Here is a 12,004-nt window from a genome sequence, read left to right as displayed (position 1 = left end):
AAGTCTCTCGTTTTCTTGATCTATCGTATGAATCAAAAATCAGGCTTAACTCTAACGGACTGTAGTTGGCAACTTGTACATCAATCCATAGGAATAAAGAAGTGTATTAAAATAGTTCAGTCGTTCTATCAAGACACAAGGCTTAAACTGATGTTAAGATTGGATAGGTGGCTGAAGTTTCCGATAACTCAGCAACCAATTTGCCATCGTTGCTCGTCGAGTTTGTCGTGGGCCAAATTCACCAATTTTATATCCTTTAAATCCTAATTCCTGTTTCAGCAGTTGTTTATTTTCTGGAGGGATAGAGCGAGTTAACTTTAGGGTTGCTGGACGAGAATCTATAAAATCAGGAGGTTCCGGATAAACTTCACCCCAATCATCGCTCGCTTGGCTGATATCCCAAGTTTGGTTATCTGAATTATAACGATAGCCCAAATGATACCATACTAATTCATTAACCCTTTGATCTTCTAGGCTATTTTCTAGGGTTTCATCCACAATTGCCCAAATGGTTTCATCGGTAAGTGGGGGTAAATCAGACATACTTTAACTTTTGAGCTAATCAAAATTTAGGTTAAAAATTGGTTATGGCGATCGCAGGGAAGCCATCGCCAGCATTTCAGTTATTACCGACCTCAATAGAGGATGACTCTATTTTAGATCAGATGGATTAATGGATCAATTCTGCTGTATATCCCCCAGTATTCTATATCTGGGGAATTACTACAATGGATTGATTTTTTTAAAAAGAGTGGACATCCAAGCATTACCCTCCAATCTGTAGCGCCATTAACACAAACCGTAGAGTAAAGATAGCTGCGATCGCCCATACCGCAGGAGCAACTTCGTGCATTTTACCTTGAAAGGATTTGAGCAACGGATAGGTGATAAATCCGATCGCCAAACCTTCGGCGATCGAGAAACTAAGAGGTATAAAAACTAATGTCAAGAATGAAGGGATAGATTCGGCTGGATCATCCCAATGGATAGAGCGTACACTGCCCATCATCAACACGCCAATAATGACCAACGCGGGTGCAGTGGCAAAGGGAGGAATGCCGGAAATCAGGGGAATAAAGAAGATGGAGAGTGCAAACAATAGGGCACAAACCACGGAGGTAAATCCCGATCTCCCTCCCTCGGAAATTCCCGAAGCTGACTCGATGTAAGTGGTTACAGTTGATGTCCCTAAAATTGCGCCCATGGTCGTGCCAACGGCATCAGCCATAAATGCTTGACTGGCTCGGGGAAGTTCTCCTCGGTCATTAATTAAACCCGCTTTCATGCCAATGCCGGCCAGGGTTCCTACAGTATCAAATAAATCAACAAATAGGAGAACAAATAGAATGGCTAACAGTTCCCAAAAGGGGATTTGATTCAGGTTTGCCAATCCAACAAAGGCTTGACCGAATAAATCACTCGGCCATTGGGGAAAGGCGAGAATACCGCTTGGTAAGGGGGCAACACCCAAAATCCAGGCTAAAATGGCGGTAGCCAAGATTCCTAATAGCAACGCTCCCCGAATTCGTCGTACCATAAATGCGGAGGTAATCAGGATTCCGAAAATAGCCATTAAGGTGACGGGACTATTTAATTCTCCTAAAGTGGTTATGGTGATTTGATCGCCGACGATTAATCCACCATTTTTGAGTCCAATATAAGTAATAAATAAGCCAATTCCAGCAGCGGTAGATTGCTTAATACAAGCGGGAATGGCCGTTACCATCTGAGCGCGAATATTGGAGAGCGTTAAACCGATAAAAATCAGCCCTTCGAGAAAAACTGCGGTTAAGGCAACTCGCCAATCAATGCCAAGTCTGAGGACAATGGAGAAGGCAAAATAGGCGTTCAATCCCATGCCTGGAGCGAGGGCAAAGGGGTATTTTGCATAGCATCCCATGATTAAAGAGGCGATCGCTGCTGAGAAGGCCGTAGCAATGACCAATTCCCCAAATAAATCGCGACTCTCTTGTAAAAAAATGGCGTTCGACAGAATATCAGGATTGACGACCAAAATATAGGCCATGGTAATAAATGTCGTCGCTCCGGCTAAAACTTCCGTCTGCCAACTTGTATTCAAACTCTCCCATTGGAAGAATGCACCCATCCTTTCTAATAAAGATGAGGAATTAGACTGAGATTGTTCTTGGTCTGCACTCATAACTGTTAAAATTAAGCCGTGTCACCACACAATACCACTGTCTGCTGCTCTAAGGGAGCAACCGTGAATACAAAAACGCGTTGATCGACAGTTGAAGGAAAGAGTAAAGCTCTGTTTCCCCTTTTGCCTATTACTAGAGTGCTTTTTGAGCGTTTAATTGGACAGTTGGAGGATGGAAACGGCACACTGGAGGTAATGGGCTTCAGAGGATAAGCTTAAGATGCGTCTTAATGCTAATTTAAGGTTTTTGGTCACGACGATCGTCTTGTGGTTGATGATTCAAGGGGTTCCGATTTCGGTATCTGCATCATTGCTGAATACGGAGTTTGAGATCGGTACGGAAGCAGTGGCGAAAAGGAGTGGGGGGCGATCGCGAGGCGGATCGTTTGGTTCTAGCTCTGGGGGGCGATCGCGATCGGGTGGTAATCGCTCTCGTTCTAGCGGTTCTAGCGCTAGTGGGGGTTCTTCACGCCCTCGGTCTTCAGGTAGTTCGAGCAGTTCTACTAACCGCTCTGGCAGTTCATCAAGTTCTACACCGTCTCTACAGAAATCTCCAACCTCAACGCCTCGTTCTCAGCCTAGACCTTCAGTTGCCCCAAATTCTTCCAATAGCAATAGTACAGGGGGACGGATACGGGGGGGATCGTTTGCCCCCCCGCCCCCTCCACTGCATTCTGCTCCACCACCACCTCCTCCTCCAGGTCATGCTGCACCACCTCCCCCAAGACCGGTTATTCCCGTTCCTGTTCCTGTGCCCATATCGGGCGATCGCCGCCCTGCTGAGGATGTTGTTCCCAGAACCGATCCCCCCCCTCATTCTCCTGAACCACCACCTCCTGGTAGCCATCTAGAACCACATCAGCCCTTAAATCATGCCCCTCCTCCTCCTCATCGGCATCGCAGGCCCGACCCGGGCAGGAGTGGCGCTTATGCCAGTCATCATCATTCGCGAGCCAACTGGATGGGCTTTGTGCTGTGGTTGCTCATTATTGGGGGCGTTGTATTTATTGCTTATTTAATTTTCACTCGTCGTTCTCCTGGTAATGAGTTGGACAATGATATTGTGACGGTGAGTAAGTTACAAGTGGCTCTGTTGGCTCCAGAAGGCGATCTTCAACAGCAGTTAACTCAGTTAACGTTCAATGGGGATACCGAAACGCCAGAGGGATTGATAGATATGTTGCAAGAGGGAGCATTGGCTCTCATGCGAAGGAGCGATCGCTGGTGTTATGTTTCTTCCAGTTCTCAAACCGTTAACTCTCGCGAAGAAGCACAACAGTTATTTGAACAACTCTCTCTAGAGGAAAGGAGTAAATTCACCTCCGAAACCTTAGTGAATGTTAACGGTGCAGTCCAAGAAAAACTCGCCGCTTTAAGTCAGGAATTCTCCACTCCCGGTTCTTATGTCGTCGTCACCTTCCTAGTGGGAACCGCCGACGATCAACCTCTATTTAAGGATATCCAAACTCCAGAATCTTTAAGAGAAGTATTAGGACGTTTAGGTGCTATTTCTCCCGACTATCTCCTCGTGTTTGAATTACTGTGGAGTCCCCAAGAAGAAAGTGCTAACTTATCGAGTGATGAACTCCTAACTTCCTACAGCCATATGATTCCGTTATAGTGATAAATACCAGGAAATAGATAAATTCTGTATTACTGTTATAGTCATTTTAATTAAGATTGACACACCAAGATTTATCTACAACAACGGTATCTGTAGGGGCGAACGGCCGTTCGCCCCTACAACCATGTCCCATCCTTAATTAAAACAACTATACCTGTCTAAAATGCTGAATTAGATTTCCTTCGTTGTTGCACTTTAGTACTCTGAGCTGCCATAGTACTAAAGTGCAACAACGAAGGAAAGTGTATGGCACATTTCTCTCCCTATCCCCATTTTTATCTAATTTATAGCAGTGAATAAGTTGGTTAGGACAGTGAGGTTATGGTTTGAGGTAATAGGCAACAGGCAATGGAAAATGTCCTAACTATCCTTTCCACTGCTATACCAAATTAGATAAAACGGTCGACTACTTAATTTGAAAGGAAGAAAACTTAGCTCTAATCCAGTTGTTAAGGACAGTGTGGGTTCGGTTGTTAATTAGAATTTTGATAGCTATAACTGGAAACCTCATTTCCTTGAGCGTCAAAGAGTTTTCCCGTACCCCCTTGATCGTTCCAGAGGGCACTTTTGTACTCAAAACTAAATCCCCCGGACTCTTGATTGATTTGATCCGTATAGACTCGTACGGTTTGACTAGAGGCTAAAGATGTGCTTTCAGGAAAGATAAATTCTTTATTTCTGCCGGAGGAAAGAACCTTCCAGCCTGATAAATCAGCACTTTTATCGCTATGATTGGCGATCGCAATATATTCATCAGATTGAGATCCTTTGATCTGGCCTTTATAGCCAATTTCGGAGATCGCCACTTTACCATTGGATGAATAAGAAATACTAGAGACTTCATTGCCTTGGTCATCAAAGAGTTTTCCTGTACTTCCTAGATCGTTCCAGAGGGCACTTTTATGTTCAAAACTAAATCCACCGGACTCTTGATTAATTTGATTGGTATATACCCGGCATTTTTTACCCGAGGCTAAAGCTGTCCCTTCGGGAAAAGTAAATTCTTGGTTGGTTCCTGATGAAGCAACTTTCCAACCCGATAAATCCGCACTTCCATCTCCATAATTGGCGATCTCAATATATTCATCGGATTGAGACCCTTTGATTTCACCCTTATAAAGAATCTTGCTTAATACAACTTCCATCTATTTAATTCCTAATTATCCTATCTTTGACCACAGCTCATACTGGTGAAAACCCAGTTGAGAGCCAATTTTAAGGTTCAGAACCCGTATTTTACCACACTGTTAACGACCGATCGCCTTTACTAACCCAACACCCCCAAAATACAGCCCTAAAACGGCTCCCGCGAGTAAACTTTGCGTCACCGGATCGGTAGAGGGAGTCAGGATAGCGCCAAGGAGTACGCCTCCCATCACCACATAGCGCCATCCGGCAAGCATTTGTTGCGATGAAACGAGTCCTAAGACACTCAATAGTACTTGAATGACGGGGACTTGAAACGCCAATCCGGTACTAAACATCAGCAGCAATACAAACTCAAAATAGCGGTCAATTGACCAGGCTTGCTCAACGACTTCCGCGCCATAGGTGATAAAAAAGTTCAGCGCTGCGGGAATTAACACCATTTGGGCAAACAGCAGCCCAGTGAGAAATAAGACACTCGATCCCACTACCACTGGCAGCACTAAGCGCCGCTCTCTGCGCGTCAGTCCAGGGAGAACAAATTGGATAATTTGATAGAGAATCGCCGGAGTAGCCAGAATGATACCACTATAGCCGGCCACTTTCAGGGAAACAAAGAAGTATTCTCCCGGAGCTAATTGTAAAAACTTCACATTTCCTGCGGGAATTTCCAGGAATTGTACAATCGGCTTGACTAACACAAAACAGCCTACCACGGCGATCGCCACCGCAATCAAGGCATAGAAAAACCGTTGCCGTAGTTCTTCCAAATGGTCAAACAACGACATTTCCACATCATCGGGCAATTCATCCAGAGGATCTACAGCAGGCAATGGAGTTGGTGTTTCGGTCTCTACAGTCATGTTCAGTTATCAGTCACCAGGTCTATGAAAATTGTATCGAGAATTGGCAGAATTTACGACCGAGTAGACCGTTTCAGCTCAAGTAAACCGGTAGGGGGATGCGGAATGCAAAATTGATTGAGCCGAAACAGCATTGAGGGATTAGTGCCAATTTGAACTATGCCATTGTCTGGGGGATGGCATTGGAAGCAAAAGATCGTCCGCAGTCGATACAGAAATGGTTGGAGTTACCCTGTTTTTCGGGGGGCTGCGGCTCCTGCTCCTCAACAAAGCGTTAAATCACCAGTGACTAGTTCTCCTTTTCCTACACTAAACTTAAATCTAAATCCGCCCCCAGGGGATGATTTAAAGTCAGAGCGAGGGGTGGACTATACTCGGTTGCAGAGACTGTTGCAGCAGCAGAGATGGAAAGACGCGGATGAGGAAAGCTGCCGCAGGATACTCGAAGCGGTGAAACGGAAAAAAGAGGAGTGGTTGCGTGTTAAAGACTTAAGAAATTTTTCGCGCACTGACTTGAGAAGCATTGACCGATTATGGGTGAAATATAGTAAGGGTCAATTTGGTTTTAGCGTGCAAAAGCAGATTTGGCTTGACTTGGGAGGAAAGCTATAGGAAACTCATCCATACATATCGTAAACTCGCCCCACCCCCACGATCTGCCTTCAAACAGGAGAAGAACGACGAGGAGCAGCAGCACCACGTAACAATCCTTCAGTACTGATATCTTCATCGATATCTTCCCAGTGAATTCCATACCCACCGCCACAAATTTCCCAGTTTTGTAACTGCTCAGAAGTGGCACTTAAAAGACGAGGAAACCAAGCTAAGGGAACAGTAATCGTTCGTCCATCCATCAATTCCACACTAAAGGAATCATCATGAATAAGAACTTGGTTGACACGAATATCCGTTTCAACTATCAAAGTATTCATACCATGCCTCTAAAAATTGTTCCTGATGAGATTCTACAATGGATTGAATTTTCCTTAACTCTTTAGCACTAAAGCCAATATTTTTTGCCAATGATACACGAGATAACCAGAATTTAGCTGATTGATTATCTCTATCAACGTGAATATGGGGTGGTTCATTCGGCTCATGACTATAAAAATAAAAGCGATAAGCTTCAAATCTTAAAACAGTTGGCACTCAAGCAAGATTTTATTTTTTATATTGACTAGGAAGATTTTATCACAATTTGGTCAGGGATTAGTCTCTAGAAACCCGTGTACTTGAACTCGCCCAACAATATCCTTATTCTCCTGTCCACCTTACTGTCCTGACTGGGTTCATTATTGTGCTTTAGTACTCTGAAGGATTTAGTGCTGAAGTGCAACAACTTGTGATGCTTGGTCTACTACAATAGGGGAAATTTGAGAGAAACACAACCATGAGTTACGATTTCGATTTATTTGTCATTGGTGCCGGTTCAGGGGGTATTGCCAGTGCTAGACGTGCCGCCGAATATGGCGCTAAGGTGGGAATTGCTGAATTCGATCGCCTGGGGGGAACCTGCGTGAACCGAGGCTGTATTCCCAAAAAACTAATGGTGTACGCTTCCCATTTTCCCAGTTTGTTTGAAGAGAGCCAAGGCTACGGCTGGAGTCCGGTGGAAAGTCACCTAGATTGGACGAAAATGATTACCGCCGTGAATGGGGAAGTCGATCGCCTGAATGGGGTGTATCAGAGAATGTTAGATAAGTCTGAGGTAAAAGTATACCAGGGATATGCTGAGTTTGTCGATCCCCATACCCTGAAAATTGGTGAAGATACAGTAACGGCGGATAAAATCCTGATTGCCGTGGGAGGCAAACCGGTTAAACCCGATATTCCGGGAATTGAACATACCTTAATTTCCGATCAAATTTTCCAGATCGCGGAGCAACCGAAACGGGTGGTGATTTTAGGGGGTGGCTATATTGGCGTAGAGTTTGCCTGTATTCTCCATGGACTGGGAACGGAAGTGACGGAAGTGATCCGTCGGGAGCATATTCTTCATGGCTTCGATGAGGATATTCGCACCCATATTCAATCGGAAATGGAGCGCCATGGTGTCCGAGTTTTAAATAAGAGTGTGATTAAGCAGGTGGAAAAAACGGACGCAGGACTGGCGGTGACGATTGCGCGAGAAAATGAGGAGGAAATCGTTATTGCTGATGCGGTGGGAATCTCGGCGACGGGACGCAAACCCAATTTAGAGAAATTAGGGTTAGATAAAGTAGGGATAACCGTGGAAAAAGGGGCGATCGCCGTTGATGCTAATAGTCGCACCAACATCGAACATATCTACGCTGTTGGAGACTGTACAGATCGGGTAAATTTAACCCCGGTTGCCATTGGAGAAGGTCGCGCTTTTTCTGATACCCATTTTGGGGGGAAATCTCGGCAAATGAGTTATGATAATATACCGACTGCTGTCTTTTCTAATCCTGAAGCAGGAACTGTAGGCTTGACGGAAGAAGAAGCTCGCGCTCAGTATGGTGATAAGGTTAAAATTTACCGTGCCAAATTTAGACCCCTTTATCATACTGTGAGTGGCCAAGAAGACCGTACATTAATGAAATTGGTAGTTAATGAGGAAACGGATAAAGTATTAGGAGCGCATATGGTAGGAGAACATGCGGGAGAAATTATCCAAGGCGTGGCGATCGCTCTGAAAATGGGAGCCACTAAAGCCAACTTTGATGCTACAGTTGGCATCCACCCCAGTTCAGCCGAAGAATTTGTCACCATGCGTTAGTTCTAATCCCTGAAAGATTGAGGGATTGAGAATCATATTGAAGCATTGCCGTAATATAGCGCGAAGCGCTAGGCAATAGGCTTGCATTGCTTAGGGTATAAAGCTTCAAGTTGTACTCCATAGAAGAGAGGATGGTCAGAGAGGAGGGGGTCTCACCCCCTTTTTTTCTCACCAATGTATCACTTAAGATCAATCTACAATCTAGCTCAATCCTTTGGTCTCTTCCGGAAAATTTTTGAAACCTAAACCCAAAATATTTGATTTCAGTGCTCGATCCTCCTTGAAAACTCTTGGTGGATGTCTTAATGAAAACTTAAAAGAAAAATCCGTACTTGTTCGGTTAAAAAGAGAACGGGAAAAAACTAAACTGGTTATATGAGAACGTCTCTCCTTCCTTATCTTCCGAGCAGGTAGATGAAGACTATCATTAAGATTGCTGAGATCTCTAGATCGCCTCCCTTGTGTCCATCGTAATAATTGAGGTTATTTAAGGTGAAAAAAAATACTTTTTTGTCAGGAACAACCCGTAAACTAGCCACCTTAACTTTCTTGGCAATTCTGGGTTGGCACAGTGGATCTACTGCCCTCCCTAAACCCAGTTTTGAAATTGCCCAAGCCTTTAATCCTCCAAGAAGAGGAGCACCCCCCAGAACCTCAGATGCAGGAACTCGTGGCTGTAGTGTTTCTGAAGGGAATAACCAACCCTTAACCGCTTTAGTTCCTGTCAAAGATTTAGCCTTAACTTTAGAAAGCCATCCTACCCTCTTCTGGTATGTGCCTCATGCTGAAGGTAAAATGCTGAAATTCACCTTGATGGACAAAAACGACACAACAATTATCTACGAGAAAGCACTGCCTGCTCCTTCTGAATCGGGAATTGTCAGTATCCGCTTATCGAAAGAGGAAGCAGAAGGACTCAAAAACAATGAACTCTACCATTGGTATTTATCCTTGGTTTGCGATCCTCAAGACCGTACGGGTGATATAATTGTAGATGGTTGGATAGAACGTATTGAAGCAAGCGACCCTCTAAAAGCCCAAATTCAACAAGCTAGTCCAGAAGCTCTCCCCAAGATTTATGCTGAGTCAGGTATTTGGCATGACGCGCTATCAGCGATGGCTCAACTCTACGATCGCCATCCCCAAGATGGGGCGATCGCCAACCAATGGGAAACGTTGCTCCGCTCTGTTCAACTCGATGCATTTGCCCAAAGCCAACTCCTTTCATCGAGTGAATCCGAGTAATTACTTATGTCCCTGCGGATAAACAGCTTGAATCTCCTGCTCACCCTATCCCTGTGGTTGTGCGGAAGCTATGTCCAAATTACCCAAGCCCAAACCATTGTACCAGCGGCTGATGGTACAGGAACGACAGTGATTCCCCAGGGGAATCAATTCTATATCCAAGGGGGGAGTACCTCTGCTGATGGTGCGAACCTCTTTCATAGTTTTATTCAATTTGGCCTGACCCCTCATCAGGTGGCCAATTTTTTGTCTACACCAGGAATTGAGAATATTTTCAGCCGCATTAATGGGGGAAACCCATCTACGATTAATGGGTTAATCCAAGTTTTAGGAGGTAATTCTAACCTCTATCTCATTAATCCTGCGGGGATTCTATTTGGCCCCAATACTCAACTCAATGTTCCCGCTGCATTTCACGCTACAACTGCCACGGGTATTGGTTTTGGTCAAAATCAATGGTTGAATGCATTTGGGGACAATAACTGGCAAATTTTGACCGGTACACCCAATGAATTTAGGTTTGATGGAGCCAGTCCAGGTGTAATTTTGAATTGGGGCAACTTAACGGTTGATGACGGTGAAGCCTTGAGCTTAACTGGTGGCACAGTCATCAATTTAGGAACCCTCAATGCACCAGGAGGTACAATCACCTTGGGCGCAGTTCCAGGTCATCATACTCTACGGATTTCCCAAGAGGGACATTTACTCAGTTTAGAAATTCCGGCTGGCGATCGCCAGTCTATCCCCTTTAACCCCCTGTCGGTTCCTGAATTGCTCACGGGGGGAAAGATTCCCCATCATGTTTCCCAGATCGAGGTAAATGCTCAGGGACAATTGGTATTAACCCGTTCTGAGATTACCATACCAGACAATCCAGGTGTGGCGATCGCCTCTGGCACTCTCGATGTTTCCCATACCCAACCTACCTTCACCTCCGGAACCATAAACGTAATCGGTACTCAAGTCGGCGTAATTGACGCAAACCTTGATGCTTCTAGTCCTGAAAATGGCGGTCAAATTTACATCGGCGGATCTTACCAAGGAAAAGGCCCCCTACCCAACGCCCAACAAACCCTCATTAGTCCTGATTCCCACATCCGCTCTAATAGTTTGGATAACGGAAATGGAGGAGAAATTATCATTTGGTCAGATGGAAATACCCAATTTTACGGCACAGTAGAAGCGCGAGGAGGAGAAACTGGAGGAAATGGGGGATTAGTAGAAGTTTCCGGCAAAGACACCCTTACTTTTTCCGGCAAAGTTAATGTCAGCGCTCCAGCCGGAAATTGGGGAACCCTCTTACTCGATCCGGAAAATATTCTAATTGCCAATACCTTTGACCCTCCAGAAGCCGAGAATAACCTGCCCAGCATTGACTTTAACCAATTTCCAGGAACTGATATTACCCTTAATGCTACTACTTTAGAACAGGTGGCAGGCAATATTGTTTTAGAAGCGACCAAGAACATTACCATTGCCAATGGAGTCTCCTTAAATTTCTTACCGGGTACGGGTTCTATCATCTTTAGGGCTGATGCGGATAGGAATAACAACGGTTCATTTATGATGGACTCATCCGCCACCTTTACCGCTCCGGGTAGAGAGATTAATATTTCAGGAGCCAGTATTACCCTTGGAAACTTAAATACCAGCGATAATTCACAAGGGGGAAATATTTCTTTAACGGCTTCTGCGGGCACTATTACCACCGCAAACCTCAATACTCATTCCGATGGACAAGGGGGGAATATATCCCTAACTACTTCTGGGGGAAGTATTAGTACGGGAAATCTGAATACATCCACCCAAGCCGGTAATGCTGGTACGATTCAATTGACGACGGAGATGGGTGATATAACCACAGGAGAATTGAACTCAAGCGCTACTCAGCTAGCTGGAAACGGTGGCAACATTAACCTATGGATTCAAACAATTGGGAACATTACAACATTGAGTTCTATCCGTTCGAGTGCCCAAAATGGGAATGCAGGACATGTTTTCTTTGAAACTCAACAAGGGAACATTGTTGTACAAGGTATTGACTCAACGACCAATGATAGTCAGGGGGGGGATATTACCCTCAAAATTACTTCCGGAAATGGGTCGATCTCCCATGGAATCTTAGATGCTAGTGCAAATAATGGCAGCAATGGCATAATTCTTGTTTCTCCCACCCCGACTCCAACGCCGACTCCAACCCCAACGCCGACTCCAACCCCAACGCC

11 protein-coding genes are annotated in these 12,004 nt (G+C 44.8%); 5 read left to right on the top strand and 6 right to left on the bottom strand.

All coding sequences use genetic code 11. The annotated features are described in order from the left end of the window. Positions 1–153: 153 nt before the first annotated feature. Together PN466_RS23075 and PN466_RS23070 are read right to left on the bottom strand one after the other, a co-directional pair. On the bottom strand, positions 154–543 hold the full coding sequence (locus tag PN466_RS23075) for a DUF1823 family protein (RefSeq protein ID WP_271944412.1): 390 nt from the start codon (positions 541–543) through the stop codon (positions 154–156). A gap of 223 nt (positions 544–766) precedes the next feature. Further along, entirely contained in the window at positions 767–2,161 is a 1,395-nt protein-coding gene (locus PN466_RS23070) for an NCS2 family permease (protein ID WP_313898687.1), read from the bottom strand. A gap of 220 nt (positions 2,162–2,381) precedes the next feature. Between PN466_RS23070 and PN466_RS23065 the strand changes: the two genes are divergently transcribed. After that, complete coding sequence (locus PN466_RS23065) at positions 2,382–3,782, top strand: DUF1517 domain-containing protein (RefSeq protein WP_271944410.1); 1,401 nt, start codon at positions 2,382–2,384, stop codon at positions 3,780–3,782. A 476-nt stretch (positions 3,783–4,258) separates the two neighbouring features. Here the strand turns inward: PN466_RS23065 and PN466_RS23060 are convergent, their stop codons facing one another. Both PN466_RS23060 and tatC read right to left on the bottom strand, forming a co-directional pair. Then, positions 4,259–4,930, bottom strand: a complete 672-nt coding sequence (locus PN466_RS23060; RefSeq protein WP_271944409.1) for a lamin tail domain-containing protein — start codon at positions 4,928–4,930, stop codon at positions 4,259–4,261. A gap of 102 nt (positions 4,931–5,032) precedes the next feature. After that, on the bottom strand, positions 5,033–5,794 hold the full coding sequence (tatC, locus tag PN466_RS23055; protein ID WP_271944407.1) for a twin-arginine translocase subunit TatC: 762 nt from the start codon (positions 5,792–5,794) through the stop codon (positions 5,033–5,035). A gap of 285 nt (positions 5,795–6,079) precedes the next feature. Between tatC and PN466_RS23050 the strand changes: the two genes are divergently transcribed. Beyond that, complete coding sequence (locus PN466_RS23050; protein WP_271944405.1) at positions 6,080–6,406, top strand: GUN4 domain-containing protein; 327 nt, start codon at positions 6,080–6,082, stop codon at positions 6,404–6,406. Positions 6,407–6,456: 50 nt separating this feature from the next. Here PN466_RS23050 and PN466_RS23045 read toward each other — a convergent pair whose 3' ends face one another. Then, positions 6,457–6,726: a DUF2442 domain-containing protein gene (locus tag PN466_RS23045; RefSeq protein ID WP_271944403.1), complete on the bottom strand. Its 270-nt coding sequence runs from the start codon at positions 6,724–6,726 to the stop codon at positions 6,457–6,459. Then, on the bottom strand, positions 6,707–6,943 hold the full coding sequence (locus PN466_RS23040; RefSeq protein WP_271944401.1) for a DUF4160 domain-containing protein: 237 nt from the start codon (positions 6,941–6,943) through the stop codon (positions 6,707–6,709). Before PN466_RS23040 ends, PN466_RS23045 begins: the two co-directional genes overlap by 20 nt. Before the next feature lie 241 nt (positions 6,944–7,184). Here PN466_RS23040 and gor point away from each other — a divergent pair, with 241 nt between their 5' ends. The 3 genes from gor to PN466_RS23025 all read left to right on the top strand — a co-directional run. Beyond that, positions 7,185–8,534 carry a glutathione-disulfide reductase gene (gene gor / locus PN466_RS23035; protein WP_271944399.1) on the top strand — a complete coding sequence of 450 codons (1,350 nt, stop codon included), beginning with the start codon at positions 7,185–7,187 and terminating at the stop codon, positions 8,532–8,534. Positions 8,535–9,026: 492 nt separating this feature from the next. Continuing rightward, a complete protein-coding gene (locus tag PN466_RS23030; RefSeq protein ID WP_271944397.1) occupies positions 9,027–9,779 on the top strand; it encodes a DUF928 domain-containing protein in 753 nt (250 codons plus the stop codon). Between the two features lie 6 nt (positions 9,780–9,785). After that, the coding region (locus PN466_RS23025; protein WP_271944396.1) for a two-partner secretion domain-containing protein at positions 9,786–12,004 on the top strand (2,219 nt) is incomplete at its 3' end.

This window comes from Roseofilum reptotaenium CS-1145 (assembly GCF_028330985.1).
Lineage (GTDB): Bacteria > Cyanobacteriota > Cyanobacteriia > Cyanobacteriales > Desertifilaceae > Roseofilum > Roseofilum reptotaenium.
Note: the sequence above shows the minus strand (reverse complement) of the source record. Positions and strands in the feature narration are given on the sequence as shown.

Coding starts and splice junctions, on each gene's coding strand:
- PN466_RS23075 (WP_271944412.1), bottom strand. CDS start 543: ATGTCTGATTTACCCCCACTTACCGATGAAACCATTTGGGCAATTGTG.
- PN466_RS23070 (WP_313898687.1), bottom strand. CDS start 2,161: ATGAGTGCAGACCAAGAACAATCTCAGTCTAATTCCTCATCTTTATTA.
- PN466_RS23065 (WP_271944410.1), top strand. CDS start 2,382: ATGCGTCTTAATGCTAATTTAAGGTTTTTGGTCACGACGATCGTCTTG.
- PN466_RS23060 (WP_271944409.1), bottom strand. CDS start 4,930: ATGGAAGTTGTATTAAGCAAGATTCTTTATAAGGGTGAAATCAAAGGG.
- tatC (WP_271944407.1), bottom strand. CDS start 5,794: ATGACTGTAGAGACCGAAACACCAACTCCATTGCCTGCTGTAGATCCT.
- PN466_RS23045 (WP_271944403.1), bottom strand. CDS start 6,726: ATGAATACTTTGATAGTTGAAACGGATATTCGTGTCAACCAAGTTCTT.
- gor (WP_271944399.1), top strand. CDS start 7,185: ATGAGTTACGATTTCGATTTATTTGTCATTGGTGCCGGTTCAGGGGGT.